The 20833-nt window shown below is 36.4% G+C and carries 23 protein-coding genes; 10 read left to right on the forward strand and 13 right to left on the reverse strand.

The features are described from left to right. Window positions 1–17 precede the first annotated feature (17 nt). Together ACIQ7T_RS14125 and ACIQ7T_RS14130 are read left to right on the forward strand one after the other, a co-directional pair. Window positions 18–443, forward strand: coding sequence for an SRPBCC family protein (locus ACIQ7T_RS14125; protein WP_370080860.1), 426 nt, complete (start codon window positions 18–20; stop codon window positions 441–443). Next, window positions 440–760: an ArsR/SmtB family transcription factor gene (locus ACIQ7T_RS14130; RefSeq protein WP_370080858.1), complete on the forward strand. Its 321-nt coding sequence runs from the start codon at window positions 440–442 to the stop codon at window positions 758–760. The genes ACIQ7T_RS14125 and ACIQ7T_RS14130 overlap by 4 nt, the downstream gene beginning before the upstream one ends. Before the next feature lie 40 nt (window positions 761–800). Here the strand turns inward: ACIQ7T_RS14130 and ACIQ7T_RS14135 are convergent, their stop codons facing one another. Both ACIQ7T_RS14135 and ACIQ7T_RS14140 read right to left on the reverse strand, forming a co-directional pair. Beyond that, window positions 801–1580, reverse strand: coding sequence for a YqhG family protein (locus ACIQ7T_RS14135; protein WP_370080856.1), 780 nt, complete (start codon window positions 1578–1580; stop codon window positions 801–803). Window positions 1581–1597: 17 nt separating this feature from the next. Continuing rightward, window positions 1598–3112 (reverse strand): DEAD/DEAH box helicase, encoded by a 1515-nt coding sequence (locus ACIQ7T_RS14140; RefSeq protein ID WP_370080854.1) that lies wholly within the window; start codon window positions 3110–3112, stop codon window positions 1598–1600. Window positions 3113–3786: 674 nt separating this feature from the next. Here ACIQ7T_RS14140 and ACIQ7T_RS14145 point away from each other — a divergent pair. Both ACIQ7T_RS14145 and ACIQ7T_RS14150 read left to right on the forward strand, forming a co-directional pair. Next, window positions 3787–4449 carry a hypothetical protein gene (locus tag ACIQ7T_RS14145; protein WP_402871082.1) on the forward strand — a complete coding sequence of 221 codons (663 nt, stop codon included), beginning with the start codon at window positions 3787–3789 and terminating at the stop codon, window positions 4447–4449. Window positions 4450–4781: 332 nt separating this feature from the next. After that, window positions 4782–5606 carry a methyl-accepting chemotaxis protein gene (locus ACIQ7T_RS14150; RefSeq protein ID WP_370080850.1) on the forward strand — a complete coding sequence of 275 codons (825 nt, stop codon included), beginning with the start codon at window positions 4782–4784 and terminating at the stop codon, window positions 5604–5606. Window positions 5607–5711: 105 nt separating this feature from the next. Here ACIQ7T_RS14150 and ACIQ7T_RS14155 read toward each other — a convergent pair whose 3' ends face one another. The 5 genes from ACIQ7T_RS14155 to ACIQ7T_RS14175 form a co-directional block, all read right to left on the reverse strand. Next, window positions 5712–6392, reverse strand: a complete 681-nt coding sequence (locus ACIQ7T_RS14155) for a cyclase family protein (protein WP_370080848.1) — start codon at window positions 6390–6392, stop codon at window positions 5712–5714. After that, complete coding sequence (locus ACIQ7T_RS14160; protein WP_402871086.1) at window positions 6393–7457, reverse strand: zinc-dependent alcohol dehydrogenase; 1065 nt, start codon at window positions 7455–7457, stop codon at window positions 6393–6395. Window positions 7458–7507: 50 nt separating this feature from the next. Then, a complete protein-coding gene (locus ACIQ7T_RS14165) occupies window positions 7508–8371 on the reverse strand; it encodes a 3-hydroxyacyl-CoA dehydrogenase NAD-binding domain-containing protein (protein ID WP_370080844.1) in 864 nt (287 codons plus the stop codon). 15 nt (window positions 8372–8386) lie between these two features. After that, window positions 8387–9019, reverse strand: coding sequence for a carboxymuconolactone decarboxylase family protein (locus ACIQ7T_RS14170; RefSeq protein WP_370080842.1), 633 nt, complete (start codon window positions 9017–9019; stop codon window positions 8387–8389). Window positions 9020–9144: 125 nt separating this feature from the next. After that, window positions 9145–10476, reverse strand: coding sequence for a short-chain fatty acid transporter (locus tag ACIQ7T_RS14175; RefSeq protein ID WP_370080841.1), 1332 nt, complete (start codon window positions 10474–10476; stop codon window positions 9145–9147). Window positions 10477–10582: 106 nt separating this feature from the next. Between ACIQ7T_RS14175 and ACIQ7T_RS14180 the strand changes: the two genes are divergently transcribed. Continuing rightward, the gene (locus tag ACIQ7T_RS14180) at window positions 10583–10897 is read left to right on the forward strand and encodes a DUF3870 domain-containing protein (protein WP_370080839.1); all 315 of its coding nucleotides are present in this window, start codon (window positions 10583–10585) and stop codon (window positions 10895–10897) included. 48 nt (window positions 10898–10945) lie between these two features. On the opposite strand, the gene ACIQ7T_RS14185 is transcribed toward ACIQ7T_RS14180, so the two are convergent. From ACIQ7T_RS14185 to ACIQ7T_RS14205, 5 genes are all read right to left on the reverse strand, one after another. After that, window positions 10946–12139: a thiolase family protein gene (locus ACIQ7T_RS14185; RefSeq protein ID WP_370080837.1), complete on the reverse strand. Its 1194-nt coding sequence runs from the start codon at window positions 12137–12139 to the stop codon at window positions 10946–10948. A gap of 11 nt (window positions 12140–12150) precedes the next feature. Beyond that, window positions 12151–12786, reverse strand: coding sequence for a 3-oxoacid CoA-transferase subunit B (locus tag ACIQ7T_RS14190; RefSeq protein ID WP_370080835.1), 636 nt, complete (start codon window positions 12784–12786; stop codon window positions 12151–12153). After that, window positions 12779–13465: a CoA transferase subunit A gene (locus ACIQ7T_RS14195; RefSeq protein WP_370080833.1), complete on the reverse strand. Its 687-nt coding sequence runs from the start codon at window positions 13463–13465 to the stop codon at window positions 12779–12781. The genes ACIQ7T_RS14190 and ACIQ7T_RS14195 overlap by 8 nt, the downstream gene beginning before the upstream one ends. A gap of 13 nt (window positions 13466–13478) precedes the next feature. Beyond that, entirely contained in the window at window positions 13479–14195 is a 717-nt protein-coding gene (locus ACIQ7T_RS14200) for a carboxymuconolactone decarboxylase family protein (protein WP_370080831.1), read from the reverse strand. Window positions 14196–14396: 201 nt separating this feature from the next. Next, a complete protein-coding gene (locus tag ACIQ7T_RS14205) occupies window positions 14397–15230 on the reverse strand; it encodes an alpha/beta fold hydrolase (RefSeq protein ID WP_402871093.1) in 834 nt (277 codons plus the stop codon). Window positions 15231–15459: 229 nt separating this feature from the next. Between ACIQ7T_RS14205 and ACIQ7T_RS14210 the strand changes: the two genes are divergently transcribed. The 4 genes from ACIQ7T_RS14210 (at window position 15460) to ACIQ7T_RS14225 (ending at window position 18708) form a co-directional block, all read left to right on the forward strand. After that, complete coding sequence (locus tag ACIQ7T_RS14210; RefSeq protein ID WP_402871096.1) at window positions 15460–16047, forward strand: dienelactone hydrolase family protein; 588 nt, start codon at window positions 15460–15462, stop codon at window positions 16045–16047. Window positions 16048–16050: 3 nt separating this feature from the next. Next, window positions 16051–17007 carry a LytTR family transcriptional regulator DNA-binding domain-containing protein gene (locus ACIQ7T_RS14215; RefSeq protein WP_402871099.1) on the forward strand — a complete coding sequence of 319 codons (957 nt, stop codon included), beginning with the start codon at window positions 16051–16053 and terminating at the stop codon, window positions 17005–17007. 148 nt (window positions 17008–17155) lie between these two features. Continuing rightward, window positions 17156–18004 (forward strand): ABC transporter ATP-binding protein, encoded by an 849-nt coding sequence (locus ACIQ7T_RS14220; protein ID WP_402871101.1) that lies wholly within the window; start codon window positions 17156–17158, stop codon window positions 18002–18004. Next, on the forward strand, window positions 18001–18708 hold the full coding sequence (locus ACIQ7T_RS14225) for an ABC transporter permease (protein ID WP_402871104.1): 708 nt from the start codon (window positions 18001–18003) through the stop codon (window positions 18706–18708). The genes ACIQ7T_RS14220 and ACIQ7T_RS14225 overlap by 4 nt, the downstream gene beginning before the upstream one ends. 30 nt (window positions 18709–18738) lie before the next feature. Here ACIQ7T_RS14225 and ACIQ7T_RS14230 read toward each other — a convergent pair whose 3' ends face one another. Then, complete coding sequence (locus ACIQ7T_RS14230) at window positions 18739–19335, reverse strand: GNAT family N-acetyltransferase (protein ID WP_402871107.1); 597 nt, start codon at window positions 19333–19335, stop codon at window positions 18739–18741. 96 nt (window positions 19336–19431) lie between these two features. Between ACIQ7T_RS14230 and pdxR the strand changes: the two genes are divergently transcribed. Further along, window positions 19432–20808: a MocR-like pyridoxine biosynthesis transcription factor PdxR gene (gene pdxR / locus ACIQ7T_RS14235; protein ID WP_402871110.1), complete on the forward strand. Its 1377-nt coding sequence runs from the start codon at window positions 19432–19434 to the stop codon at window positions 20806–20808. The last annotated feature ends 25 nt before the right edge of the window (window positions 20809–20833 follow it).

The raw sequence follows: 20833 nt of genomic DNA on the forward strand, positions 1-20833 counted from the left end.
AAAGGAGTTCATTTTAAATGACTGAAAAACTAGAGAATATTGTTAAAAGCGTTACACTCAATGCACCAATTGAAAAAGTATGGGAAACAGTAACGGACGCTGAAAAGATTGCTTCTTGGCTTATGCCAAATGATTTTAAGCCAGTTGAAGGTCATGAATTTACAATACAATCACCATTTGGTCCTTCACCATGTCGAGTAGAACAAGTAGATGCTCCACATTTTGTTCGTTTTGCATGGGATACAGATGGCTGGTTTGTCACTTTTGAACTGAAAGAAATTGGTGAGCAAACTGAATTCACGTTAACACATGGTGGCTGGAAAGAAGCTTCACATATCATTCCTAAAGCCAACATGCCTGCTGAGGCCATTCGTACAACAATGGAGGGCGGCTGGACAATGCTTGTCGGCAAAAAATTAAAAGAAGTTGTGGAATCACAATGACACAGCTGGCTGTAAAGTATGATGTTTTTCAAGCAATCGCTGATCCGACAAGACGTCATGTCCTACAGCTACTTGCCTCAAGTGATAAACCGATCTCACTTATTTCTGAGAATTTTTCTATAAGCCGAACTGCTGTTGTGAAGCATTTGAAAATTTTAGAACAGGCTGAGCTAGTGTCTGCTCAGAAAAAAGGAAGAGAAAAAATATACACATTACATGCTGACAAACTAAAAGAAATTGAAGACTGGTTACAGTACTTTGATTTATTTTGGGACAATAAATTGGCACAATTACAAAGTATTTTTGAAGAAAATTAAATGTAAAGGAGCTGTCCCTACTATTAGGACAGCTCCTCGTTTAATAAAGATAAAATAACCCACCATTAATAATTTCTATTTTGATTTTTGTATCGTATTGTTCCTCTAATGCCTTCTTTTCAATGTCATAGCATTCCGGCTTATCTTCTTCTTCCTCATAAAAATAATCAAGTACTCGCTGATCATGCTGCCATCGTTTTTTTGCTTCAGTAGCCCATGAATGGTCATCACGTTCAATCATCTTTTCAATAGTAGCATGTAATCTTTCGAGTGCTCTAAGAGGCTTAATGATATATTGTACATGAAAAGCATTGTCTGCTGGAACAGCGTCAAATTCAGATGTACATATCGTCTCTTGAAAATCCTCTTTTATGATCCCAGTTAGCAAGTTTATGCCAAATGAATAAAGCGTTTCTTTCGTTCGATCGCAGCAATACGACACTTTAAAATTAACACCAAGCCAAGGAGTTAAAATAACTTGCCCTATTTCATTATCCACCTTTTCAAAAAGCTGAACATAAGCTCCTAGCTCCCTTGTTGCTTGAAAAAGCTGGTTCATTCTCGGAGAACCAAAATGAATAGCTTCGCCATAAAGGCTCCCAGTTGATGCTGTTTGATTTGTAATGAAAGTTACTTGAGCTGGATTTGCCTCACTGTTTGTAGCTTCTACGTATTGCCAATAAAAAGGGCGATTCATTATTCTTTTATCAATATCAACGGTTAATTGTACAGTAAGATAATGCTGATCTTCTCCTAATATAGGGCAATCATTTTCATTAAAAAATTGGCGTAAATAACTATGAACTTGCTGTGGATACATGGTCCTTCTCCCTTACACTATACAGATTCTTTAAAGTTAGATAGAATCGCATCTAAATCGCCTACTACCTTTTCGAACACATCAATTTTCGTATGAAGTAATGCTAATATGTTCTCTTCAATCGTATTGGCAATAGCCAGATTATAAATATGAACATCATGCTCTTGCCCTAATCGATGTACACGCCCTATTCGTTGCTCTAGCTTCATAGGGTTCCAGGGCAAATCATAGTTAATGACATGATGGCAAAATTGAAGGTTAATCCCTTCGCCACCTGCCTCTGTCGCGATTAGAACCTGTGCCCTTTCCTTAAAAAGATGCTTCATATAATCACGTTTACTTTTATTATATTTACCGTTGAATAGGACACTCGTTATACCATGAGAATGTAAATACCATTGCAAGTAAATTTGAGTAGCTCTATACTCTGTAAAAATAATCACTTTATCCTTGGCCTGTTCGACTATTTCAAGTGTCTTTTTCGCCTTTGAATTCACTTCTAAGGCCATTAATTTTTCTAGTATTTCTTCAATTTCTTGTGGTTGCTCATTGTCTTCAAGCATTTTAGATAATGTTAAACCTGTTGCTTCCTTGCTACTACACATTTCCTTCTGCAATGTAATCATTGAAAATGAGGCTGTATTTTGAAGCTTTCCGAGCAGATTATAAACTTCCTCTTCTTCCTTCGTAAATTGGATCGGAATAATTTGAACACGGCGATTTGTCCATTCAATACCCGTGTCCTCTCTCCTATTCCTCACCATCACCTGATTCACTAATTCCTTTAAATAATCATCATGCTCTAAATCATGCTTACTTGCTGAGAATGCAGTTTGAAATGTATCATAATTGCCAAGATGACCAGGCTTAAGTAAGGAAATAAGATAAAATAATTCAAAGACATCGTTTTGAATCGGTGTAGCCGTTAATAATAAGCAAAACTTTTTCTTTAAGCTTTGTACGAATTCATAAATTTGTGTTTTATGATTTTTTAGTTTATGAGCCTCGTCGATAATTATCATATCGTAATCCTGCTCATAAATGCGCTCTTTGTGAGGAGTCTTCTTTGCCGTATCCATACTCATAATAAGGACATCATGGCGCTCAATCTGAACATTTTTCTTATAAGCTACTGCCGGAATGTGGAACTTTATATTTAACTCTTCAACCCATTGATTAATAAGAGATGCTGGAGCTAATACTAATGCTTTTTTAACGAGGCCTCGAATCAAATATTCCTTTAAAACTAAACCTGCTTCAATTGTTTTACCAAGACCTACTTCATCAGCTAAAATCGCTTTACCATTCATACGTTCAATGACTGTCTCTGCTGCTTCCAACTGGTGCTTAAGCGGCTTTAAATTTGGTAAATACTTTGTCGCCTGTAAACCTGTGAAATCAGGAATTAGCTTCATTTTCACAATGTCATAATTCATCTTGTACAATGTCCAACTATCCCATTTTTCAAGTTCATTTAGTTTATTGATAAAGCCTTCTTCCCATTCGGACGACCTTTCAATTTTCATGATCATCACCTCATACCATTATTTCTAAAGTTTAGGTTGTCCAAAAAAGAAAAAGCTATGTCAAGGTTTTGCGAAAGAATCACTAGAAAGTAAACAATGCTCCGGCTAGGCGAGTAGTTGATTTCCGTTCCGGCTAGGCGCTTTGTTGCTGACGCTTCGCTTTCGCACAGATAAAACATTTGTTGCTGACGCTTCGCTTTCGCACAGATAAAACATTTGTTGCTGACGCTTCGCTTTCGCACAAGATAAAACATTTGTTGCTGACGCTTCGCTGCAGGGTCTCTTCTGGGACGCTCCTGATCCCCAAGGAGTCGCCCAGCCTTCACTCCAATCAACTTATTCACATTACTTACATTTCAAAATGACATTTCAACCTTTCCGTGATAAACTTTCTCTTTTTTAAATACAGCTAAAGGAAAAAATTCATATTATCTAATACCGTATTATTTTCTGCAAAGTTCTATTGCATATACTCCATGATTACCGCGCATGCAAAATTTATAACTTACAAATCCAATCCCTGTTTAAAACTTAAATATAGGCTGTTTTCTCAAAGAATGTTGTTAATCGAACGAGGGGCCCATATTTAAAAGAGTATGTTATATTTTGGATTGCAAGAAAGGTCGAATGAAATAGTATAATTAAGCGTTATTTAACTTATTTCGTAAGAGGTGCTTAGTATGTTTAAAAAGAAAATATTGATAGGACATTCAGAAGATACTGCCCAGGCAATTATTGAACACAGAGAAAAAGGGAACGTTCCGTCAGAAGATACCGCCCAGGCAATGATCGAACACTTAGAGACAAGTAACATTCCGTTTGAAGATACTGTCCAGACAATTATCGAATACTTAGAGAAAAGCAATGTCCCATTTGAAGCAGGTATCAAAGCCGTTTTAAAGCCGTCGTCTGAAGTATACGAGCTTTTTTATACGGTCAAAGTTCAAAAAAAATATGCAAAACAAGTGGAAGCCTTTGTTACGCAGTATGTGTCGCAAGAAGATCTGATGCATCGGTATAAAGTGGCGAATAAGAAAAGTAGAAAATTAGATAGGAAAGAAAGAGCCCCTTATTTGCTTGCAGCCTTTATATATTTTAATGCAGTAGCGGCTTTCCAAACGAGTAAAGACTTAGGAGCGTACAACGTTTCGTTTATTGTTGGCGCCTTTTTATTGATGTGCGGCGTGTTTATGACGACAAAATATTACAAAGCGATGAAAAAAGAATCGGGTGATTTAAGAGAGAACAATAAGACGTTGATGATGATCGGTATTGGTATGATATTTCAGCCGTTACTTTTTTTATATCTGCACTTCGACTTTTTAATTACTTCTTTTAGATAGAGACCTTGTTCTAGTGTCTTAAATAAGGTTTTTTGGTCTGCATTCTTTATTTCCATAACCACTTCATAAACATATCTCTACAATATCAAACGCTTCCTTGAACCTGCATTATATTCGACATTTATCAAATTCGTATAAGCAACAATCTATACGAAAACAGCCTAAATATAAGACCTCTTACAATTTAAAAGGATAATGGTATTAAGATAGTCTTTTTATTTCCTTCCTTTTTTCATACAATTAAAGAAGTATCACTTTTCCAAAAAATTACGTTTTTAAAAAAGGGATTATGCCCCGATTTAATAGGACTTATATATACCGAGGAGGTTACTATGAATATTCTTGAAGCATTATCAATGTCAATGCCTTACATTCATTTAGCTATGAAGGGCGAGGCCATGATGGCGGTAGTAGAAAAAGAGAGTGAGAGCATTATTACTTATTTACCTGGTAAACGCTTAGATGCTGGGTATAAAAATGGACAAAAAATTCATCCAGATGATGCAATTTTACATCTTCCACTTAAAGGAAAAAGTACTGATGAACCTGTACCAAAAGAGGTTTACGGCGTGGACTTTAACGCATTTTCTTTTCCTGTTCGTGAAAATGGGCATATCGTAGGTGCGCTAGCCTTTGGATTACCTATTGACCACGCTCTCCAAATGGATAAATATATTGTTACTATGAATGATATTATTCAAAACCTACAGGATAAAGTACATACAATTGCCTCTCATTCGGAGGAGCTAGCTGCAACTAGTGAAGAAATTAATAAGCAGACACAATTTGCTTTAGAGGATGCTGAAAAAACAAATGGTATTACGGATTTGATAAAAAATATTTCTCGTCAAACCAATTTACTCGGACTAAATGCATCGATTGAGGCAGCACGTGCAGGTCAGCATGGTGCCGGATTTAATATAGTTGCACAAGAAGTTCGCAAGCTTTCTACTGAAACAACTACCGCTACTGATAACATTGAATCCTCACTTCGAAGCATCAATCATAATCTTGAAAATTTAAAGCAAAACATGACTCAAATAAATGGTGCCACAAACGAACAGGCTCAACTTGTTCAGGACTTTAGTGAAATCATTGATGAGCTTAATATGCTTAGTATGGAAATGAAGGGTTTTATGTCTAACGTAATGAAATAAACTTTAAAAAGCTGTTCAACGCATATTTTTGGACCTGAACAGCTTTTATTTTTGTGGTATTTAAGCGTCTTCCTAAGCGTTACTTCAAAGCACTAAAACATTCACCTATTCTATAAATGCTATAGCTCTTACTGGGGAAGCTGTTGAATTTTTCAATTTTAGAGGTAATGCCATAAATGTAAACCGTCCACTTAAAGGTAATTGCTCGAGATTTACCAGGTTTTCTACTATATAAATAGGAACACTTAAAAGCTTTAAATGCACCTCTCGTTTCATACTGTCATGTACATCAATATTTGCTAAATCAAGGCCAATGCATTTTACCTGCTTCTCAAGTAACCAGTCACCCGCACAAGTAGCAAAGGCGTACTCTGCAAAAAAGTCTCCTTCACCCCAATTAGCAGTTCTTGTTCTTACGAGTACTATATCGCCCCGTTGTACAGTTATCCCTTGTCTTTGCTCGGCATTTTTTAGCATCTCTGCTGTTACTGGTTCATATGGATCTTTAAAAGAGGAGACATCTAACAATACTGCCTCACCATATGTTTTTGTTAAATCCATTTCAGCGGTAGATTCCCCACCTCGGATAAAGTGTATTGGCGCATCAATATGGGTTCCACTATGATCAGACATACGTAAAAAGCGAGATTCAAATCCTTCACACGGTGCCACATAGCGATGACCTGAATTTTCAAAAGTTGATTCCTCTTGAATAGCAATTGGCGGATGTGATGTATAGGAAACTAATCCATCATATATTTCTAATGTTAAATCGATAATTTTCATCTACATTTCCCCCTTTAAATCAATTACAACTTTTCCACTCACTTTATTTAATGCACTTTCAAAGCCCTGCAAGCTTTCGCTAAATGGTACCGTCTGTGCAACTAACTGACGAAAAGGATAGTTTGTATTTGCTGCCATTTGTAATACTGCCTCATAATTCGCTTGAGTAATACCATAGCTTCCTTTTATCATAATTTCACCACGTACAATTTGATCCATTGGCACGGAAAATTCGGCTGAATTAATACCTACAAGAACAAGCTGACCACCTCGCTTTAGTAAACTAATTGCCTCATTTGGGATTGAAGGATGACCAGAGCAGTCAATAATAGCATCATAGCCTGAAAACTCCTTATGAATTAAGTCCTTTGATGAGGTGAACGTTGCTTGTACACCTATATCTTTTGCAAGCCTTAGACGATTTTCATCCTGCGGTACACCTAACATATGAGTTTCTTTATTACCCGCTCCGACTAATATAGCTGCAACTCCTAATCCAATCGGCCCCGGACCAATTACTAAAATGGATTTTTTCTTATATTCATGAATTTTCAACACCGCTGTATAGCTTACTGCTAAAGCCTCTGAAATAGCTGCGACCTCATCTGAAACAGCATCATCTATTGTAATAATGTTTTTGCTATCTACTACCATATACTCTGCCATACCACCAGCCTCACGGAATCCATAGCGTAATGCCTCAGTAGGTGTTTTAATAAACTTATAATCATTGAAATCACAGCAATTTGTTTCGCCACGCTTACAAAAATCACAGACTCCACAGCTTTTATATGGGTTGATAACTACTCTTTTATTTATTAATGTTTGATCCACTTCAGCACCCATATCAATAACCTTCCCTGTTACTTCATGACCTAGTACGAGTGGGTAATGAACCCAATCATAGCCACCATGACCATCATACATATGAAGATCACTACCGCATATTCCAATTGCATTTACCTTTAACAAACACTCATAATTTTTCAATTTGGGGACAGTATATGTTTTAAATTGGACATCTTTTTTCTTTGATGAGCACTTTACTAATGCTTGATATTCCATAGCTTTAATCATCTCCTGCTCTATTTTTAAACACTTAGTAACAGGTGTTTCTACTTAATTAACTTAATAATGTCTATTAATGTCTTTTCCTTTTGCGCTAAATATTGTTGTTTATCAATCGACGACCAATCATAAAAGCCACGATTAGACTTCATGCCTAATTCTTTAGCACTTATTTTTTCATAATGAATAGAAAGTGGTTTCGTGCTATTCTCCAATGTTGGATATACATAATTAACAATTGCAAAATGTGTATCTAATCCATTTATGTCTCGCTGCTCAAGCGGTCCAGTATCTGCTAACCGAACCCCTAGGCTCATTTTTGCAATAAAGTCCAGTTCCTCAGCGGTGACGATGCCCTTCTCCACTAAGGACATTGCCTCCCGAGCAAGTGCACTTTGTAAACGGTTTGCTACAAAGCCCTTAATCTCTCGCTTTAGTAACACAGGTTTCTTTTTAATACTTTGTAAAAATTGCATAACAGCTTTTGCTTTTTCTTTCGACGTAAATGGACTAGGAACAACTTCTACTAAAGGTGTTATATTTGCTGGTGAAAAGAAATGCGTCCCAATTAAACGTTCCTTATGTACCATTTTTTCAGCAACATCACTAACAAGATAGCCTGAAGTATTGGTACAAAACATTACATCTTCAGCAAAAACTAAATCTAATTGTTCAAATAAATTTTGTTTGGCTTGTAAATTTTCAATTATCGCTTCAATGACATATGTTAAGTCCTCAATTTTTGTAAGCTGTTGTAAAAAAGTAACACTTTTCAATTCTGATTGTTCCTTTAGCTGTTGTACCCTATCCACATTAGGCTCATATAAGAATACGCTTACATTATATTGCATTAAATATTTAGCTATCGCAGAGCCCATAAATCCCCCGCCAACGATAAGTATCTTTTGCATAATAAAACCCCCACCTTAAGCTTTGCCTTCTGTATCACTCCAAATTACTTTTATACCTACCACATAAATACACAGAGCTTTAACTTCTTCTAAAATTACAGTATTTGCCCCTAGCGATAAGGCATTTGATTTATGGATTGCAATGCCTTTTTCATAGGAATCACACACATTAATCGCATATAATAGCAATTCTTTTAGCAATCGTGAAACCGCTCCATTGCGTAAAGAAGTTGTGCGAAGATTGCTATACTTTAATAATGTATCCGGTGCATAATCAATTAAATTCTGAATCCAGGTCGGTAGAGTATCAAACTCAGATTGATAATAGTTTATACATTCCTGTTGCGAGGAAAATATCATTACTTTTTCTTCCGGCATTTTAGGAATTATTTCTTCATTTGAAAGATTAATAGCATAGGATATAGCTTCATTCCCCGATAACCAGGTTGGAATACCTCTAGAAATAATAGCTGATGTAATCAATTCAGCAATTTCAGCTACGCTATTACCCTCCTTAACGGCATGCTCAACGAAATACAACATCTCCCTTTCTTCACGTCTCGCTGCAAATATACCAACCAATAATAATGATTTTTCTTTTCTTGTTAATTTTCCTTCTTTCAATAAAGCTTGATATATGATGGACATTCATATCCTCCTCTACACTAGCTAGAGCCGTTTAATAAGGAACCCAATAGGCAACCTTCAAACTAATCAATTATGCCTCGGCATAATTCCGTGACCTTTAACTTCTTTCAGCGGATGTTTAGAAGTTAAAATAAATATGACCAAGCTAAAGTAGCGATAATGAAAATAATTCCTACAAAGAACATAATCACAACAAGGAAGCCCATAATATCTTTTAGCTTTAATCGAGATAATGCCAATGCTGGTAAAATCCAAAACGGTTGAACTAAATCATTCCATGCATTCCCTAACATAACGGACATGGATGTTTCTGATAATGATGTTCCCAACTCCTTTGCTGCCTCTATCATAAATGGCCCTTGAACTGTCCAGTGTCCACCAGCTGAAGGAGCAAAGAAATTAATAAAGAAGGAACTTATTAATCCCCAAAACGGTAAAGAATGTTCCGTCGATAAATCTACAAAGATTTTAGCAATTGTATCCACTAAACCAGATGCAGCCATAATCGCCATAATACCTGCGTAGAACGGAAATTGAAGCAAAATCCCTGAAATAGTTTTAATACCATCTGCTAAATGCTCAACATAGCGTGCAGGTGTTCCTAATAAAATAATTCCTAAGAATAAAATAATAAAGTTTAAAATATTTAAGTTTAACGAATTACCATTCGCGAAATAGATAACAATGTAAACTAAACCAATTGCACCAATTGCGTATGCTAGAATACGGCTATTGTTTAATTTATTTGCTAATGTATTTTCTTCTAGTAAGTTTAATTTTGCTTTCGGCTGATCTGCATATAATGCAGGATCAATTTCAATCACATTACTCGGATTTTTTGGATGTAACATCGCATTAAATAAAGGCAATGTAATTAAAAGCACTATTGACGTTAAAATCATTGGCACACTAAAGATTGTTTCAGAAAGAGAAATCAGGCCCATTGAATCCTCTAAAAAGTGACCAGGTGTTGAAATTAAAATCGGAATAGATGCTGACAAACCTAAACCATAGAGAGTAAAACCAGAATAAGCTGCTGCAATAATTAACGGATAGTGAACCCCTTTAACCTTTAAAGCTAATTTTTTTGCAATAATCCCACCGATTACTAAACCAAAACCCCAGTTTAAATAACTACCAATACCACCAACAAGCGTTGCCACAATTACTGCCATTTTCGGTGTATGAACCATACTCGTAATTTTATTTAAAAATTTATCAGTAATGGGTGCTGTTGCTAGTACATAACCCATTGCAAGGATAACAGCCATTTGTGTTGTAAATGCTAGTAAATCCCAGAAACCGCTACCCCAAGCCGAAGTTAAATCTACAAAGCTAATATCTTCAATGACTAGTGCCAAAACAAATGTTAATAATGTAAGTCCAATTGCAAATACAAATGGATCTGGCAAATACTTTCTCATGATTTCTGTGAAAAAATTCGTTAACTTTTCCATACTACTTCCCCCTCGATGTGTACTATAAGTAATTTTCGGGAAGTGCCTCTAAACGATAAAACATGGTAAAATATAATCACAACTATACATTTTGGAGGTCATTTCCTTGCAAAAATTAACTAGTATATTAGTGACTGCTTATGCTAAAGCACCCCAGGGCACGTCCATGTACGAGGTGTACAAACATGCTGGCATTGTTTTAGAAATAGATAAAGAAACTCATCAAATTATTGATGCAGAATTCACATTTATTACAGGCCTTGCACAGGATTTTTTTAAACGTATGCTTATTGGCTTTGATCTTACAGCCAACCTAGATGAATTAATCCAGCGTATCGATGAACACTATTATGCGCCTTCAAGTGGCTCCGTCGCAGTTGCTTTAAAATCTGCACAAAAACGATATTTAGAAAAAATCTAAAAGGATCATAAAATGTCTAGCACCGAGTTAAAACTACTCGGTGTAAATTTATGCATGACAGTTTTCAACAATAGTAGTAATACCAAGTCCTCCTGCAATACATAAAGTTACTAGGCCATAACGCTTACCTGTTCGTTCTAGCTCATGCATAAGCTTTGTCATTAAAATGGCGCCTGTTGCTCCAATAGGATGCCCCATTGCAATAGCGCCTCCATTAGGATTCACTCGGTTAATGTCTAAATTAAGCTCCTTAATTACCGCAATCGATTGTGCTGCAAATGCTTCATTTAGCTCAATTACATCAATATCATCAATTGTTAAATTTGCCTGCTTTAAAGCTTTTAATGTAGCAGGCACTGGACCAATTCCCATAATGGACGGATCTATCCCTGCTGCCGCCTGTGCAAGTATTTTTGTCTTCGGTCTGTAACCTAACTCTTCTGCCTTTTCCTTTGACATTAGTAACAATGCGGATGCACCGTCATTACGACCACTACTATTCCCTGCTGTGACTGAACCACCTTTACGGAAAACAGGCTTTAATGTTGCTAGCTTCTCCTCACTCGTTAAAAATGGATGCTCATCTATTTTAAAAACGTCCACTGTTTTTCCTTTTTTCACTTCATAGGGGACAATTTGTTGTGCAAAATATCCCTCTTGTATTGCATGAGCTGCGCGCTCTTGACTTCGATGTGCAAATGAATCCTGCTCTTCACGCGAAATCGAATATTTTTCTACCAAATTTTCTGCAGTCTCTCCCATTGTTGAAATTCCATATACTTCAAATGGTTGAGACCCTGGCTGACTTTCTGTATTTGGATCTAAAATAGATGCATTTCCAACACCATAGCCATAACGAGCATTTCGTAAATAATAAGGAGATGTACTCATAGATTCTGTTCCACCAGCGATAATAATATCGCTATAGCCAAGGGCTATCTGTTGAGCAGCATTATTAACAGCTTGTAGACCAGAGCCACATTGACGATGTACCGTATAACCTGGCACTGTAATCGGTAATTCTGCTCGTAATGAAGCGAGACGTGCAACGTTCGATTGATCGGCACTTTGTTTTGCTTGTCCTAAAATCACCTCATCAACTAGTGTTGAATCTAACTTTGTTCGTTCTAGAAGTGTGCGGATGACTTTCTCTCCAAGAAGATCTGCCGTCTCATTTATTAATGAACCACCCAATTTACCAATCGCAGTACGAACACCATCTACAATAACAACTTCTCTCATGATTTCTCCTCCTATTTCAACGCTATAACGAAACTTGCTTCCGTATTTGCCTCTACTCTCTCTAATGTAGCCCCTGGCATTAATTCAACTAAATGTAATTGTTCATCGAAGTAATTAAACACGGCTAGCTCTGTAATAATCGTATCCACACTTCGAGTTGATGTTATCGGGAATGCGCAATCCTTTAAAATCTTGCTCTTTCCATCCTTTGAAGTATGTGACATTGTGACAATTACCTTTTTAGCTCCAATTAATAAATCCATTGCTCCACCAACACCAATAATATTTTTCCCTGGAACCGCCCAGTTTGCGATACGTGCATGCTCATCAACTTGAAGTACACCTAATATTGCTACATCAACATGTCCACCACGGATCATTCCAAATGACTCTGCACTATTGAAAAAGGATGACCCAATGGCTTCCCCGACTGGTATCTTCCCTGCATTCACTACATTTGGATCAGTATCCTCCTCATCAACACTTACAACACCGAGCATGCCATTTTCTGTATGGAAGTAGACATTATCATTGTCGACGTACTTTGCTACTAATGTCGGAATACCAATTCCTAAATTTATAATCTGTCCATCTTGTACTTCTTTCGCAGCTCTTTTCGCTATTTGCTCCTGAATTGCATTAACCATGCTCTACTACACCCTCCTTCGTTAAAACCTTCTTCGCTACAATAATTCGATTAATAAATAGATGTGGGGTAATAATTTCATCACTGCTTAATTGACCAGCTTCTACAATTTCATCCACCTCAACAATTACCGTTTCCGCAGCAGTCGCCATTAAAGGATTAAAGTTACGAGCGGTTTTGTAATAAACCAAGTTTCCTAATGTATCGGCTTTATGCGCGCGAATAATGGCCACATCAGCCTTCAGTGCCTTTTCAAATACATATTCCTCGCCGTTAATGATTTTTGTTTCCTTGCCCTTCGCTAAATCTGTGCCTACAGATGTCTTTGTATAGTAACCACCGATTCCTGCACCACCCGCACGAATCGATTCAGCTAAAGTACCTTGAGGCAATAGGTCAATCTCAATTTCCCCACGTTGGAATGCATCACCGACATCTCGATTACCAGTAAAGTAAGATCCAATCGCTTTTTTTACCTTCTTTTGTTCTAGTAATTTACCAAGACCTTCTCCTTTTTCCCCTAGGTTATTACTAATAATCGTTAAATTATTTACATCTAGTTCAACAAGTGCATCGATTAAAGTTAATGGACCGCCTACTAAACCAAATCCGCCCACCATAATTGTTTGTCCACTTTCTACGCATGATAATGCTTGCTTTACCGAATCATAAATTTTCATTGTACTCACTCCATTATTTTTGAATCAGGGCGTCACTTATTTCAAACCAAGCAGGAATGCCTGCGGTTAATAGACAAATGTAGCCGAGTTCTGCTAATTCCTCTTCTACTACACCTACATTCCGTGATTTTTTCGCCCAGTAATCTGTTTCCTCATTTTTTAAAACAGTAGTATAAATACCTGTCATAAGGATGTATTTCATTTTTGTCGATACTACATTGCTGTTAAGTAGCTCAGATTTTAAAGCGTTTTCATCTTTTGCAGCAAAAAGATCTAGTAATTTTGAAAAATACGCTTTACTCTTCTCTGTCGATGTAAATGTACTGTAATAACGCACAATATCAATTGCTGACGATTCATGGGAAAGCTTATCAGAACCAGTATTCGTTAGTTCTAATGCATATTCAAAGGACTGCAAGCCAGTTTGCAATGCCCTTTCTCCTCCGTAGTTAAATGCTACAAGTAAGTATTCAATTATTTCTTCTAGTGAAGCGCCACCATCAATAGCTCCTTTAGTGTGATACACCATGCTGCGTACATATTGTCTTGCTGCATTCATGCCGACTAGCAAAATATCCTTTTCCTTCACAGAAAGGACTCCTTGTGCCATGGCTATACCTCGCAATGCTGTATAATGTTCTAGCATTGCAGGATTATAATCGTGCATTTTTTGTACCCATCCCGGTACAACATCATAAACTTTTTTGAAATACTCTAAGCCTTTTACCATCTAGTAAATCCCCCTTATATTTATTTGAATAAAAAAAGGCCACACTTTCCCTAAAGCACGGAAATTACCGTACATTCAGAAAAAATGTAGCCAACAGTCAAGCAGGGAAGTAGAAAAAGGCCATTTTTCTACGGCTGCTCGATAGGCAATTAATTTGTTAATTCATTATTCACACAAAATTTCAAAATATGCAACTATTTTTTATAAGTTTTCTAAAAAACGCTGAATTACTAGGTTTTCATCTTTTCTTTCTTCAAAAACCAATGTGTAGTGATTGCTATCAGAAGTATATTTCCAAATATTTTTGGCGTTTTTTAGTGTATCAATATAAGATTCAACTAAAAATAATGGAGGCATCGCTCCAATTTCTTTAGTTGAATGAATTAATAGAATAGGACACATTACATCTTTGAAAACTTCTTCTGGCCTATATTCATAAAAGCTCTGGAAATCTTGACGTATTCTTTCTTCGTCAGATTTATTTTCCCAATGACCATCTTTTTCTACAATTTCATAGCATCCTACACTGGCTAGGTGGTCAGTCCACTCAACACCAAGGCGCCCATAGATTTCTTTAATTTCCTGGATATATGCTTCCGGTGTTTCGTAATGTTTACTTATTCGGCCAAGTGAAGGCTCGACGATTTGACGTTGGTGATCCGTACAGGTTGCTGCACCATCAAGTAAAATTACTCCTTTGATATCACTGAGTTTACTAGCGACGTTCGCCATAATAAATGCGCCCATTGAATAGCCCAGTAAAATCGGCTGTTCGATGTTCAACTGATCAATCAATGCTAAAACATCTAGTGTATGGGACTCTATACTAGTATTCTCTGAAGCAGGCGCACTATTGCCACGACCTTTTAAATCAACTGATATAAAACGATATTGGCCCTTTAATAGCTCTGCGTAATAATGTAATTGCATATGGTTACCAGTTAAACCATGAACCGCTATAATAGTGCCTTTCTCACCTGGATAATCTGCAAAATATAATAGACTATCATTCACTTCGACTGATTGGTATTTCATTTCCATCACCCTCCTTGTAAAAGTTAAAGCTAGTTTTACACCTAAAGCTTAAAAAAGTCAAAAAAAATTTTTATTTCTAGTTTTAAAACACTTGATTTACAGGATCAAAAATTAGGTTTACATCACCAAATTAATTATTTAAATATAATAATAAAATTCCTATAAATACAAAAATATACTATGTAATTACTTTTTGGTACACTATTGAAAAAGCGAAAATGAGGTCAACATGAAAAAGAAAATATTCATTCTACATGAAATTTATGGCGTCAATGATTTTATAAAAGTGCAAGCTGAAGCATACAGTAACGCCAACACTACTGTTGAGTGCATTTCTTTATATTCAGACGATAGAATATTTCCATATGAACAAGAACAGGAAGCCTATGAATATTTCATAAATGAAGTTGGCTTTGATGCTCCTCTCGAAAAATTAACCAAAAAGTTATTGGAAGCTAGGACATATTTTGATGAAGTACTGTTAATCGGGTTTAGTGTAGGTGCAACTTTGGCTTGGAGACTATCAGAACTGCCATTACAAGGAGTCGTTTGCGTTTATGGTTCACGCATACGCCAATACCTGGACTTAAATCCCTCTTGTCCGACACTTGTTATTTTACCAAGTCACGAGAAAAGCTTTAATGTCCATGAATTAATGGAAACACTCGATACATTACCAGCTGTTCACACGAGGCAATATCTAGGTCAGCATGGTTTTATGGACTTCAACAATTCAAACTACAATCATGGAAGTTATTTACAATCTCAGGCTGAAATCTCGCAATTTTTCGAAATTAAGAAAGTCAAGGAGGACTAAGGAATGAACCAAACCGAAAGCATAATTATTGACCCTTATATAGAAGGAGGAAATGTAATTTATCCTAACTTTCACCTATCTATGCAGCCTGGCATTATTATTGGTATCCATACAGACGTGTCAAAAATACATACATTAATACAGTGGTTTTCGAAGCGAAGCAATACGTATACACATTTTCGTGAAAATGCCTTGTATGAGCGACTGACGGTTCGAGAGTATATCAAATTTTGCTTAAAGCTTTTCAATGCTTCTTCTGAAAAGATGGAGGATCTATTAACATTGTTCGCTTTAACGGAGCAAAAAAGCATTAAAATCAGCAAGCTCTCAAATAGCGAAAAGCAACGCTTAAAATTAATTCATACATATCTTAATCAGGCACAGATACAAGTTTTAGAAGAACCATTCCAAAATCTAGATGAGTTTTCCAAGCAAACAGTCATTCAATTACTGGATATCCTTCAAAAACAGAATAAAACAGTCATTTTATTATCTAACAATCTTGAGGATTTAATTATTTCGAGTACAGAAGTACATAGACTAGATACAATGGGCATACATGCATTAGATGTTAAAGAGGATGAAACAGAAACGACTTCCCCCTCTCAAGAAAACGTACCGATTCGACTTGATAAAATCCCTACAAAGAAAAATGATAAGATCATTTTATTTAATCCCCCTGAAATTGATTTTATCGAAAGTGTTGAGGGTGTTGTTTCACTATATGTTGCAGGTGAAGCCTATCCATGTACATTATCATTAAATGATCTTGAGCAAAAATTGACACCGTTCGGCTTCTTTAGAAGTCATCGCTCTTATATCGTTAACTTACAAAAGGTACGGGAAATCATTACGTGGACTCGCAATAGCTACAGCCTAGCCTTAAACAGCAATGAAAAGACCGTAGTACCTTTGTCGAAAAATAAACTCGCAGATTTAAAGGAAATACTCGGAATTTAGTAGATTTCCCAGGAAATAAACGACTCCTGTCAGCTGAACTATTTCTCCGCTAAAGGTCATTTTACTGCCTTTCACCTGTAATTTAATGTTGAGATCCTAATTGTTCCTTATAGTGTAGATATCAACAACAACACAGGGAGGTTTTCAAATGAACGCAGTGATCGATGTTCAGCATTTGAAAAAAACATTTAATAAGGAAGCAGCATTACAGGATGTTTCATTTACCATTCAAAAAGGAGAAATATTCGGTTTTCTTGGACCTAGTGGTTCTGGAAAAACGACTACTATTAAAATATTAACAGCACAAACTGAAAAAACTGCAGGAGATGTCTTGCTATTTGGCCGCCCAGCAAATGAGATGAAACAAAGTAACAATCGTAAACGCTTCGGTATTTTAACAGATAATAGTGGACTATATACACGACTTTCAATCGAGGAGAATTTATTACTATTCAGTAATTTATATCAATTGCCTAAATCAGCCGTCAAAGAGGCATTGGATTTTGTTAACCTATACGGTGATCGTAAAAAGAAAATTAGTCAGCTTTCTAAAGGAATGATGCAACGTGTTACGCTTGCACGTGCCATCATGCATAAACCAGAACTATTATTTTTAGATGAACCAACTTCTGCACTCGATCCTGTTAATACACAACATATATATAATGGCTTACGTAAATTAAACGAGATGGGTACGACAATATTTTTAACAACACATGATATGAGTGAAGCCGAAATACTTTGTGATCGTGTAGCCTTCTTACATAAAGGGAAGATTCGAGCAATTGGTTCGCCAAAGGATTTGAAAAAAGAGTTCGGTGATGAGTCTATTACAGTTGAATTAAAAAATGGTGCTTGCGAAGTCATTCAAAATGGAGAACAGGATGCTGAAAAACTGTTTCAATGGATGCAATCTAACGAAGTTTCTCGCATTTATACAAACGAGCCAACACTAGGTAATATTTTTATGCAAATAACAGGGAGTGATTTAGTATGAACATTTCAATGACACGTATTCAGGCTATTTTAATGAAGGATTATAAGGAATTTTCACGTAACTATGCGGTATCCGTTATGATACTTATGCCACTTATTATGGCATTTTTTATTAATAAAACAGGTGGAAATAATATCAACAGCTATATCATTACAGTAAATATGGCATTTTCTATGGTGACTGCCTACGTACAATGCTGTCTAATTGCAGAGGAAAAAGAAAAAAATACGCTTCGTAGTCTCATGCTTTCCCCTGCTTCACTTGGCGATATATTAATTGGTAAAAGCTTGTTTGTCTTTATCCTTACAATGGTAATTGTAGCATTGACTATTTTCATTGCTGGCTATAGCCCATCTAATCTGTTCATCTTAGCTATTGCTTTAATACTTTCGACTGTATTCTATATTGCAATAGGAACATTATGTGGATTATTCGCTAAAACGGTTATGGAAGGATCTCTTATCATTCTACCTGTTATCCTTATTTTCGGGTTTGGCTCTTTTGCCCTAGCATTATCGTCTGCCTTTCCTATTTTAAAAATTGCAGAGTGGTTACCAAGTTCTCAATTGGTGCTATTAGCAGAGGCTCTAGAAGGCACATACACAACAATGGACGTCATTATTCCAATGGCTACAATTATCGTTTGGTCACTAGTTACTTGGATTGTAGTAGGATTTATTTATAAAAAAAGAATGGTCGACTAATGACCATTCTTTTTTTGTATAATAATTTCTTTATCCCAATTTCTCTGTAGCATCAACTAGCAACTGCTGCAAATGGTTTTTCACTTGTGGCCACTCCTGTAGAGTAATGCTGTACATCACTGTATGACGAATTGTACCATCCTTCCGCAACATATGATTACGTAAGACCCCCTCCTTAGTTGCCCCTAAACGTTCAATCGCTTTTTTAGAACGTAAATTTTCGTGGTCTGTTTTAATTTGAACACGCTGTAAATTGAGTACCTCAAAGCAATATTGTAATAATAAATATTTACAATTTGTATTAATGGCCGTACGCCAAAAAGCAGGTGTAATCCATGTAGTACCTATTTCAAGCCGTTTATTCGTTTCATCAATATCCATAAACCGAGTCGAGCCGATGATTTGTCCGGATTTTTTATCCACAATTACAAATGTGAACTCAGTTTTTTCACGTTTTGTTGTTAATGCCTTGTCCACAAAGTTATTCACATCGACCATTTTCTCAACTGTTGTGGACATATGTGACCAAATCTCTGGATAACTACCTGCATCCAATAATCCTTGCGCATCCACTTGTTCTAACGGCTTCAGTAATACTACCTCATTTTCTAATGCTTTAAAATTCATGTTGCTTCACTCCTTTTTTTACTATTTAACGGTATTTTTGATACGATAGATAGAACCAATTTTCAAAAAACACACCGTACCAGGAGGTGCAATGTTTTGGAGTTATCAATCTCATTTACTGGAGATACATCGAAATACGTGCAAATCTACGAGGAATTAAAACATACAATTTTAAGCAAGAAACTACTGGCCCATGAGCAATTGCCTTCTAAACGAATACTTGCTAAAACGCTTGATGTTAGTGTCCATACGATTAAGGAAGCTTATGAACAATTACTAGCTGAAGGCTACATTTATAGTAAGGAACGTTCTGGCTATTTTATAGCACCTTTTGAATTTGAATGGGAACAGCAGCAAAATCAGCACATATCCACAGCTATAACATCAACTACATATACTATAAAATTCGATTTTAATAACGGACATGTGGATAAGGAAGCTTTTCCATTTTCGATGTGGCATAAGCTATTGAAAAAGCACTTTAATGTGGATAATTTAACAACAAGTCCTTGGCCAGGAGAAGCTATATTGCGGACGGAAATCGCTCGCTATGTTGAACGATCAAGAGGAGTTACTTGTGAAGCTTCACAGGTGTTTGTTTATAGTGGTACTCAAAGTCAGCTTCAAGCCCTATGTCACTTTTTTGGCCAAAAAGTACATGCTGGCATAGAGGAGCCTGGCTTTAAAAGAGTACGTGCAACATTGCAACAATGTGGATTAACGACTCATGCTATTCCTGTTGATAACTTAGGGGTAACAATACCGAAAGAATCCATCCACATGTTATACACAACACCCGCACACCAGTTTCCGCTTGGGATGGTCATACCTGTTGAACGGCGCGCAGAACTTCTACAATGGGCTACCTCTGAGAAGGCATATATTATTGAGGATGACTATGACTCAGAATTTCGTTATAAGGGGCTCCCTATTCCCTCTTTAGCAAAGATGGATCAGCTTCAACGTGTTATTTATTTCGGAACCTTTTCTAAAACACTTATCCCATCGTTGCGCATTAGTTATATGATTTTGCCTAAATCGTTAGTCGAAGAATTTATGCTATTTAATCAGGAGCAAAAATCTGTTGTCTCAAAAATAGACCAGCTTGTATTAGCTGATTTTATTGCTCAAGGTTCATTCGATAAGCATTTAGCCAAAATGCGCACTATTTATCGTAAAAAGCAACAGACGTTACTAGCAGCTATTAACACCCATTTTTCTGAGGAATTCGAAGTAATTGGTGAAAAATCTGGGCTACACATCGTTATGAAGTTACCAAAAAGGCTTTCTGAGCAGGATGCGATTAGGCTTGCCCAAGAGGTAGGAATCGAAGTTTATCCATGCTCAACCTCCTATCAGCAAGGCTCTAAACATACTATGATCATTATGGGCTACGGTGGGCTAACCCTTGAGCAAATCAATGAAGGCATCGCGTTACTTGCAACAGTTTGGCAATCATCCATGCCAGCATAATTTCAAGTTTTAAAAACCTTTTAAT

Source organism: Lysinibacillus sp. NPDC096212, from assembly GCF_044763105.1.
GTDB lineage: Bacteria > Bacillota > Bacilli > Bacillales_A > Planococcaceae > Lysinibacillus.

Coding starts and splice junctions, on each gene's coding strand:
- ACIQ7T_RS14125 (WP_370080860.1), top strand. CDS start 18: ATGACTGAAAAACTAGAGAATATTGTTAAAAGCGTTACACTCAATGCA.
- ACIQ7T_RS14130 (WP_370080858.1), top strand. CDS start 440: ATGACACAGCTGGCTGTAAAGTATGATGTTTTTCAAGCAATCGCTGAT.
- ACIQ7T_RS14135 (WP_370080856.1), bottom strand. CDS start 1,580: ATGTATCCACAGCAAGTTCATAGTTATTTACGCCAATTTTTTAATGAA.
- ACIQ7T_RS14140 (WP_370080854.1), bottom strand. CDS start 3,112: ATGATCATGAAAATTGAAAGGTCGTCCGAATGGGAAGAAGGCTTTATC.
- ACIQ7T_RS14145 (WP_402871082.1), top strand. CDS start 3,787: ATGTTTAAAAAGAAAATATTGATAGGACATTCAGAAGATACTGCCCAG.
- ACIQ7T_RS14150 (WP_370080850.1), top strand. CDS start 4,782: ATGAATATTCTTGAAGCATTATCAATGTCAATGCCTTACATTCATTTA.
- ACIQ7T_RS14155 (WP_370080848.1), bottom strand. CDS start 6,392: ATGAAAATTATCGATTTAACATTAGAAATATATGATGGATTAGTTTCC.
- ACIQ7T_RS14160 (WP_402871086.1), bottom strand. CDS start 7,457: ATGGAATATCAAGCATTAGTAAAGTGCTCATCAAAGAAAAAAGATGTC.
- ACIQ7T_RS14165 (WP_370080844.1), bottom strand. CDS start 8,371: ATGCAAAAGATACTTATCGTTGGCGGGGGATTTATGGGCTCTGCGATA.
- ACIQ7T_RS14170 (WP_370080842.1), bottom strand. CDS start 9,019: ATGTCCATCATATATCAAGCTTTATTGAAAGAAGGAAAATTAACAAGA.
- ACIQ7T_RS14175 (WP_370080841.1), bottom strand. CDS start 10,476: ATGGAAAAGTTAACGAATTTTTTCACAGAAATCATGAGAAAGTATTTG.
- ACIQ7T_RS14185 (WP_370080837.1), bottom strand. CDS start 12,139: ATGAGAGAAGTTGTTATTGTAGATGGTGTTCGTACTGCGATTGGTAAA.
- ACIQ7T_RS14190 (WP_370080835.1), bottom strand. CDS start 12,786: ATGGTTAATGCAATTCAGGAGCAAATAGCGAAAAGAGCTGCGAAAGAA.
- ACIQ7T_RS14195 (WP_370080833.1), bottom strand. CDS start 13,465: ATGAAAATTTATGATTCGGTAAAGCAAGCATTATCATGCGTAGAAAGT.
- ACIQ7T_RS14200 (WP_370080831.1), bottom strand. CDS start 14,195: ATGGTAAAAGGCTTAGAGTATTTCAAAAAAGTTTATGATGTTGTACCG.
- ACIQ7T_RS14205 (WP_402871093.1), bottom strand. CDS start 15,230: ATGAAATACCAATCAGTCGAAGTGAATGATAGTCTATTATATTTTGCA.
- ACIQ7T_RS14210 (WP_402871096.1), top strand. CDS start 15,460: ATGAAAAAGAAAATATTCATTCTACATGAAATTTATGGCGTCAATGAT.
- ACIQ7T_RS14215 (WP_402871099.1), top strand. CDS start 16,051: ATGAACCAAACCGAAAGCATAATTATTGACCCTTATATAGAAGGAGGA.
- ACIQ7T_RS14220 (WP_402871101.1), top strand. CDS start 17,156: ATGAACGCAGTGATCGATGTTCAGCATTTGAAAAAAACATTTAATAAG.
- ACIQ7T_RS14225 (WP_402871104.1), top strand. CDS start 18,001: ATGAACATTTCAATGACACGTATTCAGGCTATTTTAATGAAGGATTAT.
- ACIQ7T_RS14230 (WP_402871107.1), bottom strand. CDS start 19,335: ATGAATTTTAAAGCATTAGAAAATGAGGTAGTATTACTGAAGCCGTTA.